Raw genomic sequence first — 19,611 nt, 5'->3', positions numbered from 1 at the left:
GTTACTTCGATTCGGCTGAACCAAGTGCCGCCAGGCGTGCCTCTTCATCCATGGAGATAGCTGACTGGATAACTGGCTCGAGAGCTCCATCCATGACTGCGTCCAGGTTATAAGCCTTGTAGCCGGTGCGGTGGTCGGCGATGCGGTTTTCAGGGTAGTTATAAGTGCGAATGCGCTCAGAACGGTCAACTGACTTCACCTGAGACTTGCGCGCGGCCGACTGCTCGGCCTCGATTGCCTCTTGCTGAGCTGCAAGGATGCGGGCGCGAAGAACGCGCATCGCAGCTTCACGGTTCTGCAACTGAGACTTTTCGTTCTGCATGGCAACTGTGATGCCGGTTGGCAAGTGGGTGATGCGCACGGCCGAGTCGGTGGTGTTAACTGACTGACCACCAGGGCCTGAAGAGCGATAAACGTCGATGCGAAGATCGTTCTGGCTAATCTCAACTTCTTCGGGCTCGTCAACCTCTGGGAATACCAATACACCCGCAGCTGAAGTGTGAATGCGGCCCTGAGTTTCGGTTGCTGGCACACGCTGAACACGGTGCACACCGCCCTCATACTTCAGGTGAGCATAAACACCCTGAGCTGGGTCAGTGGCGTTGGTCTTGATTGCCAACTGAATGTCTTTGATGCCACCAAGGTCTGATTCGTTCTTGTCTAGAACTTCAGTTTTCCAGCCCTTTGAGTTGGCGTACTGGATGTACATACGAAGTAGGTCGGCTGCAAACAACGCTGATTCAGCGCCACCTTCACCGGCCTTGATTTCCATAATTACATCGCGGCCGTCATCTGGGTCACGTGGAATCAGTAAGCGACGAAGCTTCTCGTTGGCTGCAACTAGGCGCTCTTCGGTGAGAGTAGCCTCTTCAGCAAACATTTCATCTTCTTTAGCCAACTCTTTAGCTGCCGCCAAGTCTTCGTTCAATGACAAAACTTGGTTGTGGGCAGCGACGATTGTGCTCAATTCGGCGTAGCGTCGGTTGAGCTTCTTGGCTAGAGCAGGGTTGCTGTGCAAATCAGAATCTGACAGACGCCCCTGAAGTTCAAGATGTTCCGCAATCAGCGGCTTTACTGATTCGAGCAATTCTTACTCCGAGTCAGAACCAGCAGGAACTGGCATTGACTTCTGAACCTGCATCAAGAACTCAACGTTGCTTGAAGTCTCTTTCAAGCGGTTCAAGACAAGCTCAAGAGCCTGCTGCTGCTCAAGACCGGCAAGTGCACGACGAAGCTTCCAGACGATCTTGGTTTCATCTGGGTTCATCAGCATTTCTTCACGGCGGGTACCAGAAGCATTGACGTCAACTGCTGGGAAGATGCGCTTGTCTGCAAGTGAGCGAGACAAACGAAGCTCCATGTTGCCGGTGCCCTTGAACTCTTCGAAGATAACCTCGTCCATCTTTGAACCAGTCTCAACAAGAGCGGTTGCAAGGATGGTTAGTGAGCCGCCGTCTTCAATGTTGCGGGCAGCACCGAAGAAACGCTTTGGTGGGTAAAGTGCTGATGAATCAACACCACCAGAAAGAATTCGGCCTGAAGCAGGTGCGCTCAAGTTGTAGGCACGGCCTAGACGGGTGATCGAGTCTAGAAGCACTACAACATCGTGGCCAAGCTCAACCAAACGCTTTGCGCGCTCGATAGCAAGCTCAGCAACGGTGGTGTGGTCTTCGGCTGGGCGGTCGAAGGTTGAAGCGATAACTTCACCCTTGACGGTGCGCTGCATGTCGGTAACTTCTTCTGGACGCTCGTCAACCAAGACAACCATTAGGTGAACCTCTGGGTTGTTTACGGCGATTGAGTTAGCAATTGCCTGGAGGACCAGGGTCTTACCAGCCTTTGGAGGAGACACGATCAAACCGCGCTGACCCTTACCGATTGGCGATACCAAGTCGATGATTCGGGTGCTCAGCTTGTTTGGTTCAGTCTCTAGACGCAAACGAGTCTGTGGGTAAAGCGGGGTTAGCTTGCCAAACTCAACACGGTTTGCAGCTTGCTCTTGGGTTAGACCATTGATCGAATCAATGCGAACAATCGCGTTGAACTTCTGACGACCCTGACCTTCGCCCTCGCGTGGCTGGCGAATCGAGCCGACCACTGCGTCACCCTTGCGCAGGCCATACTTTTTGACCTGACCGAGTGAAACATAAACGTCGTTCGGGCCAGGCAGGTAACCGCTGGTGCGAACGAATGCGTAGTTGTCGAGAACGTCAAGGATGCCGGCTACTGGAACAAGCACGTCATCTGGAGAGATTTCAGTCTCGACCTCATCTTGAAGACCTCCGTTGCCACGGCCGCCTCGACGGTCGTTACGGTCACGGTAACGGTCGTTACGGTTGCGGTTGCGAGAGTTGCGAGAGTTGCCGTTGTTGCGACGCTCGTCGTTGAAGTCACGCTCGTTGCGTGAGTCGTTGTCGCGAGTCGAGTTGTCGCGTGATGAGTTATCGCGTGAAGAGTTCTCTGAACCTTCGCCTGATTGGTCTGAACCCTCGTTTGAGTTTTCGCCCGAGTTGCGGTTTCGGTTACGGTTACGGTTACGGTTACGTGAGTTGCTTGAACGCTCTCCGCGCTCCTGACCCTCGCCTGAAGAGTTCTCTGAACCTTCTGAAGACTTCGACTCGCCCTTTGCAGCTGCTTCGTTTGATGCAGCCTTAGGTGCAAGAGACTTTGACTCGGCGTTAGCCTCGCCCGACTGAGCCGCAGCCTTTGGGGCACGTGTGCGGGTGGTCTTCTTTGGCGCTTCAGCGGTTGCTGAGTTGTCGGCTGCTGGAGCTGATGCCTCTGCTACAACGCGGCGGCTCTTGCGCACCGGCTGAGTGGTTTCCTGGATTTCATCCATGTTTTGATTTTCTCTTTCTCGGAGATTTCAGCGCCCAAGTCTGTCTTGGCCCAAAAGAGTCTTGGGATTTTTCACGCTGCTTGGCCCAGCTTTGGCTGAGCGGAAATCGCATTGATTTGCGAGGATTCACTAGCGGGTTTTTAGAAAACCTAAAACCTACTTGCTAGTGCACTACTACAGTAGCACCTTTGAAGTCGACAGCCAACATTAGCGACTTCCAGTCTGGGTAGTGTTTCGCGGCCAACTTTGCAGCTTCTAGACGCTCGGCTGGGTCGCTGGCCAATACCAACACTGATGGCCCAGCGCCTGAAACCACAGCTGCATGGCCGTGTTCGCGCATTAGTTTGACGATGGCATCAGTCTCAGGCATCGCGGCAGCGCGGTAATCCTGGTGCAGTCGGTCTTCAGTCGCGGCTAGCAAAAGCTCAGGGCTCTGAATCAAAGCCGCGATCAAAAGAGCTGAACGAGAGACGTTGAAAACAGCATCATTGTGCGGCACTGATTCAGGCTGAAGCGAACGTGCTAGAGCGGTTGACATTTTGTGATTTGGCACAAGTTCGAGTGGTGAAACACCGCGGTGCACGAACAGCTTTTTGTGGTGTGGACCAGACTCGTCCTCCCAGGCAATGGTCAGACCACCGAACAATGCTGGTGCGACGTTGTCTGGGTGGCCTTCAAGTTCTGTTGCGATGTCGAGCAAGTCTTGTTCGCTGATCTCGACGATGCCTTCGAGGAGACCCTTGGCCGCAACAATTCCTGAAACCACGGCAGCACCCGATGAGCCCATGCCACGACCGTGAGGAATGATGTTGTGAGCTTTGAGACGAAGGCCAGGCAACTTTTGCCCAAACTTTTCAAAGGTGAAAGCAATTGACTGAACCACCAGGTTGCTGGCGTCGGTAGGAACTTCGCCCTCGCCCTCGCCGTGAACCTCGACAAACGCACCATCGCCGGCAACTGCTTCTACTTCGAGTTCGTCGTAGTAAGAAAGAGCCATGCCAAGGGTGTCGAAACCAGGGCCAAGGTTTGCAGAGGTTGCAGGGACCTTGACGCTAACTCGTCTGCCGATTAGTGAAGTCATGCTTAGTTCTTGCTCAATCCAAGTTGTTCAGCTACCTGTGCAGCGTTGTTTGGAACTGAGGTTGGCTCAATGTCAGAACCGTCTTCAGCCTTTAGCGCCCACATTGGGTCTTTCAGACCGTGACCGGTGACAGTGACCACAACGGTTGAACCGGCAGGAACTTCACCCATCTTTGAGTGCTTGAACAGACCAGCGGCACCGGTTGCAGAAGATGGCTCAACGAAAACGCCAACTTCTTGCGACAAGAAGCGGTGCATCCAAAGAATTTCAGCATCCGAGGCGAAGCCGAACTGACCGAATGAACATTCACGAGCGCTCAGTGCCAACTCGTATGAAGCTGGGTTACCGATGCGAATAGCGGTGGCGATGGTCTCTGGGTTCTTGACCGGGTTGCCGAAGGTGAAAGGGGCTGAGCCTTCCGCCTGGAAGCCCCACATCTTTGGAACAGCCTTGATGCGACCCTCGTTGAAGTCTTCAACATAGCCCTTGAAGTAAGCCGAGTAGTTACCCGCGTTGCCAACTGGAAGAACGTGGAAATCTGGTGCGAAGCCAAGTGCGTCGACAACTTCGAAAGCGCCAGTCTTCTGACCTTCGATGCGGTCTGGGTTGACTGAGTTAACCAGGTGAACCGGGTAGTTCTCGGCCAAATCGCGGGCCAAATCTAGGCAGTCATCGAAGTTGCCCTGAACCTGAAGAATCTGAGCCTTGTGAGCCACAGCCTGGCTCAACTTGCCTAGTGAAATCTTGCCTTCTGGAACCAGCACAACTGACTTGATGCCAGCCGCTGCCGCATAAGCTGCAGCAGAAGCAGAGGTGTTTCCGGTAGAAGCTGCAATAACAGCCTGAGCACCGTGACCAACAGCCTTTGAGACTGCCATGGTCATTCCGCGGTCTTTGAAAGAGCCAGTCGGGTTCATACCCTCAACCTTGAGTAGTACACGCTCGGCACCAACCAATTTGGCCAAAGCAGGGGCCTCAACAAGTGGAGTGCCACCCTCACCCAGGGTAATAACCGGGTTGTCGCTCGAGATGTCTAGGCGATCGATGTATTCGCGGATAACTCCGCGCCATTGGTGGGCCATTAGATTCCTTCTACTCGGATTACTGAAGTAATTGATTCAACTGAATCGCTGGCCTCGAGAGCCTTGACGACTGAGCTAAGTGCTGCATCGGTAGCTGCGTGCGTTCCTACCTCGAGGGTAGCGGTTTTGCTGCGCTTGCCTGAAATTTGGCTGACGTACTGCTCGACAGTTTCGATTGAAACCTGCTTGGCCGAGAAAGTGTTCGCGATCTTGGCAAGCACACCCGGCTGGTCAGTCACCTCTAGGGTGATTTGGTAGCGAGTCTGTACGCGATCAATCGGAAGAACCGGCAGGTTGGCGTGAACTGAGTCGGCTAGACCTGGGCCACCGGCAACGTGACGCTTTGCAGCAGAGACTAGGTCACCGAGAACGGCTGAAGCGGTCTGAACTCCACCGGCTCCTGCACCATAGAACATAAGTTCGCCGGCGGCTTCTGCCTCAACGAAAACTGCATTGAATGCGCCACGAACTGCACCCAGCGGGTGGTTTCTGTCGATCAAGACCGGGTGCACGCGAACGGCAATTCCGGCTTCACCCTCGGTGTCATCGATTCGTTCAGCAATTGCCAGAATCTTGATTACATAACCATCGCGCTTGGCAGCAACAATTTGCTCAGGGGTGATCTTGGTGATGCCCTCGCGATAAACCTTCTCAAGAGGCACCTCGGTGTGAAAGGCAAGAGATGCAAGGATGGCAGCCTTCTGAGCAGCATCGAATGCTTCAACGTCGGCAGTTGGGTCAGCTTCTGCGTAGCCCAGAGCTTGCGCTTCAGCCAGTGCAGTCTCAAAGCTTGCACCGGTTGAATCCATGCGGTCAAGAATGTAGTTTGTGGTGCCGTTGACAATACCCATGATTCGGGTGACTTTGTCGCCAGCAAGTGACTCGCGAAGCGGCCGAATGATTGGAATCGCACCTGCCACCGCAGCCTCGTAATACAACTGGGCGCCAACCTGCTCGGCGGTGTCGAAGAGTTCGGTACCGTGAGTGGCCAGCAAGGCCTTGTTAGCGGTAATAACGTCTGAGCCTGAGTTCAGGGCCTGCAAGATGTAGCTTCGGGCTGGCTCAATGCCACCCATCACTTCAATCACAATGTCAGCGCCAAGGATGAGAGGCTCAGCATCCGTGGTTAGAAGCTCGCGAGGCACACCAGCGTTGCGTGGTGAGTCGAGGTCGCGAACTGCGATGCCAACAAGTTCAAGCTCGGCGCCAACACGGGCGGCCAATTCGGCCTTATTCTCAGTCAACAGGCGTGCCACTTGAGAACCGACAGAGCCGGCTCCAAGTAGCGCAATGCGCAATGGTCGGTATTCGATCACGGTTTAGCTCTTCTCATTCTTGTTGGCGTGGGTCGCCTGGTAGTTCAAATCTCTTGCGAACAGATCAGCCTCGGTCTCGCCGCGGATAATCAATCGCGCTTCACCATTTCGAACTGCAACAACTGCAGGACGGGTCATGAAGTTGTAGTTGCTCGACAGTGAGTAGCAGTAAGCGCCGGTGACTGCTACAGCGAGCAAGTCGTTTGGCTGAATATCTGCTGGCAAATAGTCGTTACGTACAACGATATCGCCACTCTCACAGTGTTTGCCAACCACACGCGCTAACTCAGGCATTGCGGTTGAAGATCTTGATGCCAAAGTCACGTGATATTCGGCTTCATAAAGTGCGGTTCGCGCGTTGTCGCTCATGCCGCCATCGACCGAAATGTACTTGCGCACAGCCGGGGCTGCTACGTCGGTGACCTTGACATCTTTGATTGTGCCAACGTTATAAAGCGTAATTCCAGCTGGTCCAGCAATGTAGCGACCAGGCTCGAAAGCTAGTTTTGGAACCGAGATACCAAGTTTGGCACATTGCTCTTCGACTACCGCACTGATTGCGTCTGCGAAGTAGCCGATGTTTGGGGCATCATCGGCCGGCTTGTAGTTCACACCGAAGCCGCCACCTAGATTTATTTCTGGGATGTCTCCCCCAGCCAGCATCTCTGCGTGCAGCGCTAGTAGTCGTTTTGTTGATTCAACGAAACCCTCGACCGCAAAAATTTGCGAGCCGACATGTTGGTGAAAACCAAGAAACTTCAGGTGCGAGTGTGAACGAATTTTGGCAACCAGATTCGGCACATCAGCCAGTGCGATGCCAAATTTTTGGTCTTCGCGAGCAGTGGCTAGAAAGTCGTGGGTGTTTGCATGCACACCAGTGTTGACGCGCAGGCGCACACCTTGGATGGTGTCTTGAGCACCGGCAGCAGAGGCAATTCGCTCGATCTCAATTTCTGAATCGATCACAATTGCGCCAACACCTGCGGTTACTGCGCGACCGATCTCACGCAAAGATTTGTTGTTTCCGTGAAGACCAATGCGCTCGGCCGGAATTCCACCGGCAAGAGCTGCGGCGAGTTCTCCGCCGCTGGCAACGTCGATGTTTAAGCCAAGCTCGTTGATCCAGCCAACAATTTCGGTTGAAAGGAACGCCTTGCTGGCGTAATAAACCTTTGCCGAGGTTCCGATTTTCTTAGCAGCAGACTCGAGAGCGTGCTTGGCTGCGGTGGCGCGAGCTCTGAAATCATCCTCGTCGATTACATAAAGCGGGGTACCAAATTGAGTGGCAAGTTCGCTCACACCAACTGAAGCAATTTCAACCTCGCCGGTAGCTCTGCGACTGGCATGGCGGGGCCAGACCTTTGCATCCAAGGCATTGATGTGTGCCGGTTGGTCAAGCCAGGTCGGCGCTAATGGATTGCCCATAGTTACATTCTTTCTGGCGCACTTACGCCCAAAAGGCGAAGCCCATTGTTCAAGACCACTCCGGCGGCATCGTTCAACCAAAGTCGAGTGCGGTGAACCGACTCAACTGCTGCGCCAGAAAGTGGAGTCACGCGACACTGGTCATACCAGCGGTGATAGGTACCAGCGACCTCTTCGATGTAGCGGGCAACGCGGTGAGGCTCACGGAACTCGGCAGCCTGTGCAATAACTCGCGGGAACTCGGTCAGCTTTGCCAACAGCTCTGATTCGGTCTCGTGCGACAACAAGCTTGGATCGAATTCGCTGTGGTCAACACCGAGGCTGGCTGCGTTCTTGGCAACCTGCTTGGTGCGGGCAAAGGCATACTGCACGTAGAAAACCGGGTTGTCGTTGGTCTTCTTTTGCAGCTGCTCAAGATCGATGTTCAGCTGAGAGTCAATTGATGAACGAGCAAGCGCATAGCGAGCAGCATCGACACCAACAACAGAAACCAGGTCTTCCATGGTCACAACTGTTCCGGCGCGCTTTGACATGCGAACAGGTTCACCGTCGCGAACCAGGTTCACCATCTGACCAATCAAGATTTCAAGATTCTTGCCCGGCTCGTCGCCAAACGCTGCACAAAGCGCAAGCATTCTCGGAACGTATCCGTGGTGGTCGGCACCAAGCATGTAGATGCACTGGTCGAAACCACGTTCACGCTTGTCGAGGTAATAGGCGATGTCACCGGCGATGTAGGCAGCGTCGCCGTCACTCTTGATAATTACGCGGTCACGGTCATCGCCAAAGGTGGTTGAACGCAACCAGATTGCGCCCTCAGCTTCGAAGATGTGGCCAAGCTCGCGAAGTCTCTCGATGGCTCGTTCGACTGCCTTTGACTCGTAAAGCGAATTCTCGTGAAAATAAACATCGAAATCTACGCCAAAGTCGTGAAGAGACTCACGAATCTCTTGGAACATCAGCTCGACACCGTTGGAACGGAAAAACTCTTGAGCTTCAGCCTCAGGGAGGTTGAGGACATCGATCGCTGTTTCAGCTAGCACCCGGTCTGCAATTTCTTGGATGTATGCGCCGCCGTATCCGTCTTCGGGTGCGTCTTGCCCCTTGGCGCGGGCCAAGAGAGATCTGGCAAAACGGTCGATTTGAGCACCGTGGTCGTTGAAGTAATACTCGCGAGTAACGTCGGCTCCCTGGGCCTCAAAAATTCTCGCTAGAGAGTCACCAACCGCGGCCCAGCGAGTTCCACCCATGTGGATCGGGCCGGTTGGGTTGGCTGAAACAAACTCAAGGTTTAGTTTTACGCCAGCAAGGTCGGTTCCGAGACCGAACGCATCGCCTGCTTCAACAATGGCTTTGGCGAGTTCGCCGGCGGCGGCAGCGCTAAGTGTGAGGTTGATAAAACCTGGCCCAGCAATGTCTACCTTTTCGACACCGGCAACTTTCGAGAGCTCGGTAGAGAGTAGTTCAGCAAACGCTCGCGGCTTCATGCCAAATTTTCCGGCTAACTGCATAGCAACGTTGGTTGCCCAGTCTCCGTGGTCTCGGTTCTTTGGGCGTTCAACAACTACCTCAGCAGGCAATGCGCCCTCACCTAGTCGACCGTCAGCTTGCAATTCTGCAAGGATGCGAACGATGGCGGCAGAAAGGTCTGCTGGAGTCAAAATGGATCCTTATAAAAATGAGGCCAAATGATTGGCCTCGTTGTTGAACGTACCCCTAAATCATAACGAAAAAGCGGTTGCCGGGGCTTTTAGACCCAGACAACCGCCCTCGATAAAACTTGGGTTTATTTCACTGCACCCGCGGTTAGACCACGAACGAAGTAACGCTGCAGGCCGAAGAAAACCATCAGCGGAACAATCAGTGCGATGAACGAACCGGCAGCAACTGTCTGCCATCCGTCGCCATACTGGCCAATCAAACGAAGCAACTTGTAGGTCATAACAGACTTTTGCTCGCCCACGAAGATGAAGGCAATCAAGTAGTCGTTCCATACCCAAAGGAACTGGAAGATAGCGAATGACGCGATTGATGGCATAGACATTGGCAAGATTAGCTTCCAGAAGATCTGGTAGTAGCTTGCACCGTCGATGCGTGCTGCCTCAATCAATGAGGTTGGCAAGGTCATCATGAAGTTTCGCAAGATATAAATTGCCAGTGGTAACGCAAAGGCCGCGTGCATGATCCAGGCCGCCGCAAAGTTACCGACGATGTCGATACCAACGTTCTTCTTAAGCCACACCATTCCCTTTAGAACTGGGATAAGCGCTGACTGCAATGGAAGAACCATCAAAGCGACCAGAGCGGCGAACATTACTTCGCGACCCTTGAACTCGATGAAGGTAAAGGCAAACGCTGCGTTAGCGGCGATGATCAACGGAAGGATGGTTGCCGGCACCGAAATAACGATGGTGTTCAGCAATGCCTCAAGCATGCCGCCGTCAATCGCCTTCTGGTAAGACTCCCAGCTCCAGACCTGGTTGAACGGGTCGAATAGGGCTGTCCACCAACCTGAAGCTGCTGCTTCGTCGCGCTCACGGAGTGAGGTGATTAGCAGACCAACAGTTGGGGTTGACCAAACCAGGACCAAAGCCAACAGGGTAAGGGTTGATCCGAGCTTCGCTGCGCGAAGTTTGTTTAGGAATGTGCTCATCGGATTTCCTCCTGGAACTTAGCGGTGCGAATCTGAAGCCACATGAGTGGGGCAATCAAGATACAAAGGATAGAAACAACCGCAGCTGATCCACCGATGTTTGATTCAACGAAGAAGAGTCGGTAGTACTCGTAACCAAGAACGCTGGTGTTGAAGTTACCGCCGGTCATAGCCAAGACGATGTCGAAAATCTTCATGACACCGATAACGGTGGTGATGAATACCGACATGATGGTTCCGCGAATCTGCGGGATGATTACGCCGGTGAAAATCTTGAAAGGCCCTGCACCGTCGATGCGAGCGGCTTCGATGGTCTCTTCTGGAACAGCCTTGATAGCTGAAGAGAGCATAACCATCGAGAAACCTGCGTTTAGCCAGACCACAACAATCATCAAGAAAAAGCTGTTGAGGCGACCGGCATCCATTAGAAGCCAAGACTGCGCCTCGCCACCGAAAGCTTCAACAATTGCGTTTAGCAGACCAATTTGAGGTCGCCCCGGTGGTGGTGACTCATAGAAGTAAGCCCAGATGGTTGCTGCCGAAACGAAGCTGATCGACATCGGCATGAAAATCAAAGACTTCATGATCTTCTCGCGTCGTGGGCCGACGTTGTTTGAAAGGTTGGCTGCGATCAAACCGAAACCAACGGTGATGACTGGCACAAAGGCCACCCACAAGAAGTTGTTTAGGAGAATTCCTAGAAAGTTGTTGTCGGTGAAAAGAGTCACGTAGTTCTCTACGCCGATGAACTCTTTGCCCTTTTTGTCAAAGAATGACCAAACGATTGTCTGAAAGAAGGGAATAACCGAGATAAGAATCAACAGCACGAGGGCTGGAAGCAAGAACGAGAAAGCGCGAAGGCGCTCTTGGGTCTTAGCCGGGAGTAAGCGAACTAAGAAGTCTAGAACCCAGTACAGGCCCCAGCTGGCAGCGATGCCAAGGATGATGGCGCCGATTCCGAAGAGTATGTCGTTCATAGTGTTACTCCGATGTTTGTTTGAATCGATAATACAAGTTTTGGTGAAAACACTTTGGCGGGGGATTGCTCCCCCGCCAAAGCTTTTGTTCTCATCAGGTTTCTATTGCTAGAGACCTAATTTGATCAGTTTTTAGTACTTAGCGTCGATGCGTGCTGCAGCCTCTGCCCAAGTAGCCTTACCAGCTACGAAGTCAGTGCCTGCTAGCCAGAACTCAGCGTTTACCTCTGAAGGCATCTGGTCTGAACCGTCGAAACCGAATACTGGAGCTGAAGCCATAGCCTCACCAATCTTCTTGGTTAGCTCTGATGGGTATAGAGCTGCGTCGAAGTTGTTGTGTGGAGAGATGGTTCCGTTGCCAACTAGCTTGTTTGCAGCGTCAGCGCTGAAGATGAACTCAGCAACCTTCTGCACGTCAGCGTCGTTGTGGCCCTGGAATATAGCAGCTAGGTCGCCACCACCAAGGATGCCAGCGGTAGCACCCTCGTTTGCAGGAGCAGGTAGCGGGAAAGCGTCAGCGTTGGTGTAGTCCTCAGCCTTTAGCTGTGCCTGGATGTCCTCTGGGAAGAATCCGGTGATGAATGAACCCTGGCGAAGCATGAAGCACTGGCCCTTAGCCTTGCCACCGGTCTCGAATAGAGGAGCGGTGTTACCGAAGCCGTCGGTAGCCATTGAAGCGCCGCCACCGTTAACCTGGCCCTCAGCAAGAAGACGCTTTGAAACTACGTCAGCAGCTGCGGTGATCTCTGGTGAAGCGAAGTCAAGCTCACCTGAAACCCACTGTGCGTACTTCTCTGAACCGTAAAGGTCAAGAACGTACTGCTCCATCCAGTCGGTGAATGCCCAACCGGTTGCGCCACCAGACTCGATACCTGCACACCATGGGTAACCTGAACCGTCAGCGACGATCTTGGCCTCAAGTGCCTCTAGCTCAGCTGCAGTGGTAGGAACGGTGTAACCGTTAGCTGCGAATGCTGCTGGGTTGTAGAAAACCATTGACTTTACGTTTGCTGATACTGGCAAACCGTAGATGTCGCCGTCAACAACTGCAAGGGTGTCCCAACCTGGAACAAGAGTCTTCTGGATTGCAGGTAGGTCAACTACGTCCTTTAGAGGAACTAGGTTGTCAGCTGCAAGGTCCTTCAAACCACCTGGCTGTGGCCATAGAGCGATGTCTGGCTCCTGGCCAGCTTCGATCTTGACCTTGATGTCCTTGTCGAATGATGCAAGAGAGGTGAAAGTGATTTCGATGCCGTTAGCGTCACCGAACTCAGTCAGGCTCTCCTGGAATGCCTTTGCGTCGGCTTCACCGTAGCCACCGAAAATGGTTACTTTGCCGTCACCCTCTGGAGCGCCTGAAGCAGCACAGCCAGTTAGTGACACAGTTGCTAGAGCTGAAACAGCTGCAACAGCGAGGAAACGAGTTCCTAGTTTCATCCTTGTATGTCCTTTCGAAAAACACTGAAAGCGGTTGCAATCAATGTGCTCTATGACTCTATTGCGCTAAAAAGGGGTCGTGGGTGAAAAAGTGGCCGATTTTGATAACGTTTTGTAAACGCTTAGAACACGGATTTATTACTTCCGCGGAATCACGCCTAACTCGGCGTGGGCAGTTACTGGAATCGGGTCGCAAAGTTCGCCGACGAACTCACCATCCACGTTATTTAGGAACGCGATTAGGTTCCAGGCGCCATTTTTGTCTTGCACTAACCTCGACGCATACAAGCTCACATCTGGGAATAACACAGCTCGGTTGAAATCTACATCGCTCAGGTCTGGAGCAACCGCAAGGCTATAAACGCCGCCGATCTCGCCATTTGCTTTGCGCTCGTCTGACAGCCACAGTGGGCCGCAACAGAACAGCAGCACTGGCACGCCGTCAACCACTTCAAACTGGAATACCTCGGTTTCGCCGAATCCTTGGCCTGGCGCACCTAATGGCGGCTGTAAAGACCAATTCTTGAGATCGGTCGACTTAGCCACTCCCATGATTGCCTCTTCGCGGCGACTATTTGCGGCCGGTGAGCCAGCGGTGGTAAACATGGTCCATACATCCTGGCCTGGCAGTTTAAATACCCACGGATCGCGGAAAGGCTCGTTGTCGAACCCCGCGGCGAGGGTTTTGTACCAGCGTGAATCGGCAGCGACGATTGGGAGGTCATCGATTTTGGTCCAAACCATTAGGTCGGTCGAAGTTGCAGCGCAAACGGTTTGGCGCTCCCCCGCGTCTTCACGGCTGGTGCCGGTATAGAACATCCACCAGAGGCCATCATCGCCACGGACCACTGAGCCGGTCCAGGTTGTCCAGCTATCTGGTGCCGGTGACTCGCTTGGAGCAAGGGCATCCGCAACGACAGTCCAGTTGGTTAGGTCATCAGAAATGGCGTGGCCAACAGTGACGTTGCGGTGTCTGCGATTTTGGTCGCCCAGGGCACGACTTGCCTGAAGGTAAAAGGCGTGGTGCTTTTCGCCATCGAAAACAAACCATGAATCCCAGACCCATTGGCCAGGTAAACGAAGTGCCATGCAAACTCCCAGTAAATAGCGACGGACAAGCAAAAAGCCTATGGCATAGCCAAGGTAGGCTTAGAACGCACCCTGGCCCCTATAGCTCAGGGGATAGAGCGTCGCTCTCCGGAGGCGAAAGCGCAGGTTCGAATCCTGCTAGGGGCACATGTTTGGAATCGAATGGCTACAGCCTGAAACCCTAATCCAGTCGTTTGGCGCGTTCGCCATGATTGGCGTCTGCGCGATCGTGTTTATCGAGACCGGATTGCTGGTCGGCTTCTTCTTGCCTGGCGATTCACTGCTATTTGTAACCGGCTTGATGGTTTCGACCGGAGACGTGGTTTTTCCGACCGGCGGAGACCCTTGGCCAGTGCCAATTTGGTTGGCATGCGCGATGATTTCGCTAGCCGCTTGGCTGGGCGACCAAACTGGCTACTTTATTGGCCGAAAAGCAGGGCCTGCCATCTTCAACAAGCAAGAGTCGAAGTTGTTTAGCCAAAAAAACGTAGACCGCACCAACTCTTTCTTTGAGCGCTATGGGGCGAGGGCAATCATCCTTGCTCATTTTGTGCCAGTAATGCGCACCTTTGTGCCGGTAGCTGCTGGCATCGGGCAAATGCCTTACCGTCGCTTTTTGAAATACAACGTATTTGGAGTTATTGGCTGGGGTACTGGCGTAACGCTACTTGGCTATTTCTTAGGAAAGATTCCATTTGTTGCCCAGCACGTTGAGTATTTCACCATCGGTTTTGTCATCGTTTCGACAATTCCGATTGCACTCGAGGTAATTCGCGCAAGACGCGAGCACAAGGCCGAATCGATTATTAGCTAATTGCCTGCAGGTAGCTGGCCAATTGTTCTAATGCCAGTGCTCGGTGGCTCATCGAGTTTTTAACTTCTGGTTCGAGTTCGGCAGCTGTAACTTCAAAACCATCTGGGATAAATATCGGGTCGTAACCGAAACCGTGTTCACCTTGCTCGGTTGGAGCAATGCGACCTGGCCAGATTCCGGTGAAACTGATCTCGTTCTCGGCGTCAACATAGGCGATCGTGCAAACGAACGAAGCGGCACGATGTTCAGGCTTCACATCTTGAAGTTGGGCCAAGACCAATTGACGATTGGTGACGTTGTCACGAGTGCCCGACCAGCGAGCACTGAAGATTCCAGGTGCTCCCCCGAGAATTTCTACAGCCAGACCTGAATCGTCGGCGATTGATGGCTGACCAGTAAATTCGAAGGCTGCTCGAGCCTTGATCATTGCGTTTTCTAGAAAACTCGTGCCGTCTTCAACTGGCTCTGGGCCGTCATATCCAATAAGCTCGAGCTCTTCAACAGAGCTGGCCAGGATAGCCCCGACCTCAGCGACTTTGTGCTGATTGTGGGTCGCCAAAACCAACTGCATTAGTTGAGGGCCTCTGCCAGAACCTGCGACTGGATTTGGGTCAACTCGGTGGTTCCCTTGAGTGCAATGTCAAGAAGCGCGTTTAGTTCATCGCGATCAAAGGGAACACCTTCAGCGGTGCCCTGAACCTCAACAAACTTGCCAGAGCCGGTAACCACAACATTCATGTCGGTGTGTGCGCGAACATCCTCGGTATATGCCAGGTCAAGGAATGGCTCGCCGTCGATAATGCCCACCGAGATAGCGGCAACGCTGTCGGTTAGCGGCTTAGCTTTGGCACTGATGAGTTTGTGCTCGCGTGCCCAAGTGATGGCATCGGCCAATGCAACATAAGCACCGGTAATTGCAGCGGTGCGAGTGCCGCCATCAGCCTGCAGAACATCACAGTCGATAACAATGGTGTTTTCGCCAAGTTCGCGAACGTCAACGATGGCGCGAAGGCTGCGGCCAATTAGACGCGAAATCTCGTGGGTGCGACCACCGATTTTGCCCTTGACTGCTTCTCGGTCGTTTCTGGTGTGAGTTGCACGCGGAAGCATTGCGTACTCGGCAGTTACCCAACCTTCACCCTTGCCTACTTTCCAGCGCGGAACACCCGAGGTGAAAGACGCGGTGCAAAGCACTTTGGTTCCGCCGAAAGAAACCAAGACTGAGCCCTCGGCATGTTCGCTCCAGCCGCGCTCAATGGTTACTTTGCGCAGTTGATCTGGGGTTCTGCCATCGGCGCGAACGGTCATGGTGCTCCTTAGTTTTGGTTACTTTAAAAGTTCAACCTGAGCCACTTCAGGGCCCAAGAAACGTCTGGCGAGTTTTTCAAATGAAGCGGCATCGCCGGTGGCTTGAAAACGCAGACTCGGTGCTGACTTAGCTGTGCGAAGCAAATCGTGTGCCACCAGAGTTCGGTAGACATCCTTGGCGGTTTCTTCTGCACTAGAGACCAGAGTTACCTCTTCGCCCATGACATAAGAGATGGCACCGGTGAGCAGCGGATAGTGGGTGCAACCAAGAACTAGGGTGTCAACACCAGCAGCGCGAATCGGGCCAAGGTAGGTCTCGGCAGCGGCCAGGAGTTCAGGGCCAGAGGTTATGCCGCGCTCAACAAAATCTACAAAAGCTGGGCAAGCCGCACTGGTGATTTCAAGGTCTACCGCGGCCGCAAATGCGTCGTCGTAGGCTTTCGAAGTAACGGTGGCCTGAGTGCCGATAACGCCTACCTTGCGATTGCGAGTGGCGGCTACTGCACGGCGAACAGCGGGTTGAATAACCTCTACCACCGGAATACCGCGACCAACCGTGTAGCGCTCTCTAGCGTCGCGAAGAACGGCTGCTGAGGCCGAGTTGCAGGCAATGACCAAAACTTTGACACCCTCATCAACCAGGCGATCCATTACGGCGAGCGCTAACTCGCGAACCTCTGGGATGCTCTTTGGGCCGTATGGGGTGTTGGCGGTGTCACCGACATAAATGATCGACTCGTTGGGCAATTGATCGATGATTGCACGGGCTACGGTAAGCCCGCCAACACCGGAGTCAAAAATGCCAATAGGAGCGTCATTCACGTTGCTAAGTCTACCTTTGGCACCAGAACTGCCGGCTAATTGCCTTCGCCCGAGCCCTGATCTTTGCTCTTAGGGTCTTCTGGTCGAAGCCCGTCATAAATGTCTTTGCAGGTTGGGCAAACCGGAAACTTCTGTGGATCGCGACCGGGCACCCAAACTTTGCCACAAAGCGCAATCACCGGGGTGCCTAGAACTGCTGACTCAACGATCTTTTCTTTGCGAACATAGTGCGAATTGCGCTCGTGGTCGCCTGGCTCAACATTCTGAGTTACCTCTTCGAGCAGAGTTGAGCCAGAACTCTGGCCACCAACGGTCTCTGATCCAAAATCACTCATGATGCTCCTTATTGCGGTGTCTTAGGCCAACCAACTACTTGAGTTCGGTTGCATCTCCCAAGACTACATTTACGGTCTGTTCTTTTGAGTCGCGGATGAAGACCACTTCGGCCTCAGCACCTGCGGCTTCTTGACGAACAGCTGCGGTTAGTTCTTTTGCAGAGTTGATGTCTACGCCATTGAAACCAATGATGATGTCACCAACTTGGATGCCAGCAACCTGCGCGGCTCCCCCATCGGTAAGTGCCATAACTTCAGCACCGACTGTGAAACTGCCGGCTGCCTTTGATGCAGCGGCATCACCAACCGAGGCTCCAAGGAGAGCGTGACTGGCCTTACCTGTGGCCATGATCTCGGTTGCAATTCGGTGAGCCACGTTCGAAGGAATCGCAAAACCAACACCGATGCTTCCAGATGAACCGGTGGCCGAACCTGCAGTGGCAATAGCTACGTTGATGCCAACCAACTGGCCCTTCTCGTTAACTAGCGCTCCGCCTGAGTTGCCAGGGTTAATCGCTGCATCGGTCTGAATAACGCGAAGGTTGGTGGCGTTACCAGAGCCGTTGAAAAGCTGCAGGCTGCCACCTGAAGAATCTGGTGCAGCAGCAGAAGCAACCTGTATGGTTCGGTTTAGCGCCGAAACAATACCTTCGGTCACAGTGTTCTCGAGGCCTAGCGGCGCACCAAGTGCTACAACCTGTTCACCCACGTTTAGCGCTGAAGAATCTGCGAATTGAATTGGAGTAAAAGTTAGCGGAGATTCAACCTTGATTACCGCGAGGTCGTTAGTTGGGTCAGTTCCAATAATCTTGGCGTCAAGCACGTGGCCATCCCAGGTTTTGACTTCAATGGTTGGGTCGGCGGTTGCACCATCGAGAGTTACCACGTGAGTGTTAGTCAAAATGTAGCCATCTTCGGTTAGGAACACACCTGAACCGGTGCCACCGCCGTCGGCGCCGGCAACACTGATGGTCACTACTGATGGCGAGGCCACCGATGCTGCGGCCGTTACCCAATTAACCTGCGAGGTGTTGTTCACCACGACGGGTGCTGGCTGAGAAAAGTAGTTGAAAGCAGTGATACCTACGCCGGCACCTACTCCTCCGCCGACAATCGCTCCTACTGCTAGAGCTGCGGTTCCGGTTAGAAAGGTTGTTTTGGCGGCAAGTTTCTGACGAAGGGTTCGCTTTACCTTAACCGGATAAGCGGCCTGGGCCACATCGAAGGTGAATTGGCGGTTGTAGTCAGACATTGGAACCTTTCATGCTTTATCGATTGGCTACAGAATGCCAACCCAGCCTGATTAGTTTATGAAAACTAACTGAAAGAAACCTGAAAGGTTATTCCCGTGTGGGGCAATGTCTCAATGGCAGCCGAAACTCGTCGAATACCGACTGCAGGGCGCACCGACCAGTAGTACCTGAGCAGGACTACTTTCAACCACGCTGGCTTGAGTCTGAGGCTGGGTATCAACGTTGAGCGCTAAGGAATCACTCAGTGTCACCGAATTTGCCGCAACCACCCAGGCTCCCCCGCTCAAGAAGCGATAGGCAACGCTGTAATTTGCCTTCACGGTTGCCGAATAATTGCCAGCTTGATCGGGAGACCAAACAAAGGTCTTGGTTGACGCAGAAGCTGAATCGACCTTCCAACTAACCGACTGAAGCAAGAACCTAACTTCGGCAGATCTTCCGAGGATGATTCCCTGGCGAAAATGTGTCTTGGCGTTAGAAGTGAGGGTCGCAGCCTGGCCAATAGTGAGCGAACTCGATGGGCTCACCGCAGCGACTAACCCGCTTGGGGTAAAAATCGCTTGGCCGTTATTGGTGTTTTGGGCCGGCGGTGTAACCGAACGCTGCGGAGTTGTGACGACATGACTCACCGGGGCTACCACGATGTGCTGCCCAGGTTGCCAGTGATTTTGCCAGGCTGGCAATCGAGGGGCTGGCGGTCGGGTCACCGGCGCTGTTGACCCTGGTGTGTTGGTTCGGCCGCTCACGACCGTGGTGACGGTTCTGGCGGGCACCACCACGTTGGTTACGGCACAAATAATCACCGTACTGCCCGACACATAGGAGCCATGCTGAAAGCCTGCTGAACCTGCGCTAGCCGAACAAGGAGTTACCGCATGAGCAGAATTTGCCATCGGTGCCAACAAACTGAACATCAGCGCGAGACCAACAGCCATCGGTATTTTCTGAAAAGTGAACATGCCACGAGGCTAAAGCTCTGCGATAAACCGGATTTAAGTTATGCACAGCGACTGAAGTAGACCACCAAACCGGTCGGTTAAACAAAAAACTCGACCGGTCAAAGACCAATCGAGTTTTTCGTTCTAGTTGCGGGGGCAGGATTTGAACCTACGACCTCCGGGTTATGAGCCCGGCGAGCTACCGAACTGCTCCACCCCGCGGCGAACCTCAACTATAACAC

18 protein-coding genes and 2 tRNA genes are annotated in these 19,611 nt (G+C 53.4%); 2 read left to right on the top strand and 18 right to left on the bottom strand.

The window, feature by feature from the left end; genetic code table 11:
* Nucleotide 1 precedes the first annotated feature (1 nt).
* The 11 genes from prfA to Q0L26_RS04225 form a co-directional block, all read right to left on the bottom strand.
* The gene (gene prfA, locus Q0L26_RS04275) at nucleotides 2-1,087 is read right to left on the bottom strand and encodes a peptide chain release factor 1 (RefSeq protein WP_296647862.1); all 1,086 of its coding nucleotides are present in this window, start codon (nucleotides 1,085-1,087) and stop codon (nucleotides 2-4) included.
* A gap of 3 nt (nucleotides 1,088-1,090) precedes the next feature.
* Nucleotides 1,091-2,839 (bottom strand): transcription termination factor Rho, encoded by a 1,749-nt coding sequence (gene rho / locus Q0L26_RS04270; protein ID WP_296647860.1) that lies wholly within the window; start codon nucleotides 2,837-2,839, stop codon nucleotides 1,091-1,093.
* A gap of 163 nt (nucleotides 2,840-3,002) precedes the next feature.
* On the bottom strand, nucleotides 3,003-3,920 hold the full coding sequence (thrB, locus tag Q0L26_RS04265) for a homoserine kinase (protein ID WP_296647859.1): 918 nt from the start codon (nucleotides 3,918-3,920) through the stop codon (nucleotides 3,003-3,005).
* A gap of 2 nt (nucleotides 3,921-3,922) precedes the next feature.
* Nucleotides 3,923-5,002, bottom strand: coding sequence for a threonine synthase (gene thrC / locus Q0L26_RS04260; RefSeq protein ID WP_296647856.1), 1,080 nt, complete (start codon nucleotides 5,000-5,002; stop codon nucleotides 3,923-3,925).
* On the bottom strand, nucleotides 5,002-6,318 hold the full coding sequence (locus Q0L26_RS04255) for a homoserine dehydrogenase (protein ID WP_296647855.1): 1,317 nt from the start codon (nucleotides 6,316-6,318) through the stop codon (nucleotides 5,002-5,004). The genes thrC and Q0L26_RS04255 overlap by 1 nt, the downstream gene beginning before the upstream one ends.
* Nucleotides 6,319-6,321: 3 nt before the next feature.
* Nucleotides 6,322-7,743, bottom strand: a complete 1,422-nt coding sequence (gene lysA / locus Q0L26_RS04250; RefSeq protein ID WP_296647852.1) for a diaminopimelate decarboxylase — start codon at nucleotides 7,741-7,743, stop codon at nucleotides 6,322-6,324.
* Between the two features lie 2 nt (nucleotides 7,744-7,745).
* Nucleotides 7,746-9,404 (bottom strand): arginine--tRNA ligase, encoded by a 1,659-nt coding sequence (argS, locus tag Q0L26_RS04245; protein ID WP_296647851.1) that lies wholly within the window; start codon nucleotides 9,402-9,404, stop codon nucleotides 7,746-7,748.
* A 125-nt stretch (nucleotides 9,405-9,529) separates the two neighbouring features.
* Entirely contained in the window at nucleotides 9,530-10,396 is an 867-nt protein-coding gene (locus tag Q0L26_RS04240; protein WP_296647847.1) for a carbohydrate ABC transporter permease, read from the bottom strand.
* Nucleotides 10,393-11,373: a sugar ABC transporter permease gene (locus Q0L26_RS04235; RefSeq protein WP_296647844.1), complete on the bottom strand. Its 981-nt coding sequence runs from the start codon at nucleotides 11,371-11,373 to the stop codon at nucleotides 10,393-10,395. Before Q0L26_RS04235 ends, Q0L26_RS04240 begins: the two co-directional genes overlap by 4 nt.
* Nucleotides 11,374-11,505: 132 nt before the next feature.
* The gene (locus Q0L26_RS04230) at nucleotides 11,506-12,810 is read right to left on the bottom strand and encodes an ABC transporter substrate-binding protein (protein WP_296647843.1); all 1,305 of its coding nucleotides are present in this window, start codon (nucleotides 12,808-12,810) and stop codon (nucleotides 11,506-11,508) included.
* Nucleotides 12,811-12,948: 138 nt separating this feature from the next.
* A complete protein-coding gene (locus Q0L26_RS04225) occupies nucleotides 12,949-13,899 on the bottom strand; it encodes a glycosyl hydrolase family 32 (RefSeq protein WP_296647840.1) in 951 nt (316 codons plus the stop codon).
* Between the two features lie 75 nt (nucleotides 13,900-13,974).
* Between Q0L26_RS04225 and Q0L26_RS04220 the strand changes: the two genes are divergently transcribed.
* Nucleotides 13,975-14,046, top strand: a tRNA-Arg gene (locus Q0L26_RS04220).
* Nucleotide 14,047: 1 nt separating this feature from the next.
* Nucleotides 14,048-14,713: a VTT domain-containing protein gene (locus Q0L26_RS04215; RefSeq protein WP_296647838.1), complete on the top strand. Its 666-nt coding sequence runs from the start codon at nucleotides 14,048-14,050 to the stop codon at nucleotides 14,711-14,713.
* Here Q0L26_RS04215 and rdgB read toward each other — a convergent pair.
* The 7 genes from rdgB to Q0L26_RS04180 form a co-directional block, all read right to left on the bottom strand.
* The gene (gene rdgB / locus Q0L26_RS04210; protein WP_296647835.1) at nucleotides 14,706-15,284 is read right to left on the bottom strand and encodes an RdgB/HAM1 family non-canonical purine NTP pyrophosphatase; all 579 of its coding nucleotides are present in this window, start codon (nucleotides 15,282-15,284) and stop codon (nucleotides 14,706-14,708) included. The genes Q0L26_RS04215 and rdgB overlap by 8 nt on opposite strands.
* The gene (gene rph, locus Q0L26_RS04205; RefSeq protein ID WP_296647833.1) at nucleotides 15,284-16,021 is read right to left on the bottom strand and encodes a ribonuclease PH; all 738 of its coding nucleotides are present in this window, start codon (nucleotides 16,019-16,021) and stop codon (nucleotides 15,284-15,286) included. The genes rdgB and rph overlap by 1 nt, the downstream gene beginning before the upstream one ends.
* A gap of 18 nt (nucleotides 16,022-16,039) precedes the next feature.
* Nucleotides 16,040-16,843 carry a glutamate racemase gene (gene murI, locus Q0L26_RS04200; protein ID WP_296647830.1) on the bottom strand — a complete coding sequence of 268 codons (804 nt, stop codon included), beginning with the start codon at nucleotides 16,841-16,843 and terminating at the stop codon, nucleotides 16,040-16,042.
* 35 nt (nucleotides 16,844-16,878) lie between these two features.
* Nucleotides 16,879-17,178, bottom strand: coding sequence for a DUF3039 domain-containing protein (locus Q0L26_RS04195; protein ID WP_296647827.1), 300 nt, complete (start codon nucleotides 17,176-17,178; stop codon nucleotides 16,879-16,881).
* A 34-nt stretch (nucleotides 17,179-17,212) separates the two neighbouring features.
* Nucleotides 17,213-18,430, bottom strand: coding sequence for a trypsin-like peptidase domain-containing protein (locus Q0L26_RS04190; protein ID WP_296647824.1), 1,218 nt, complete (start codon nucleotides 18,428-18,430; stop codon nucleotides 17,213-17,215).
* Nucleotides 18,431-18,541: 111 nt separating this feature from the next.
* The gene (locus Q0L26_RS04185; protein ID WP_296647822.1) at nucleotides 18,542-19,390 is read right to left on the bottom strand and encodes a hypothetical protein; all 849 of its coding nucleotides are present in this window, start codon (nucleotides 19,388-19,390) and stop codon (nucleotides 18,542-18,544) included.
* A 127-nt stretch (nucleotides 19,391-19,517) separates the two neighbouring features.
* Nucleotides 19,518-19,591: transfer RNA gene (locus tag Q0L26_RS04180), tRNA-Met, on the bottom strand.
* Nucleotides 19,592-19,611 lie beyond the last annotated feature (20 nt).

This window comes from Rhodoluna sp., from assembly GCF_024641065.1.
In the GTDB taxonomy this organism is placed as follows: domain Bacteria; phylum Actinomycetota; class Actinomycetes; order Actinomycetales; family Microbacteriaceae; genus Rhodoluna.
The sequence above is the reverse complement of the archived record's forward strand: the minus strand, read 5'-3'. Positions and strand labels throughout refer to the sequence as shown.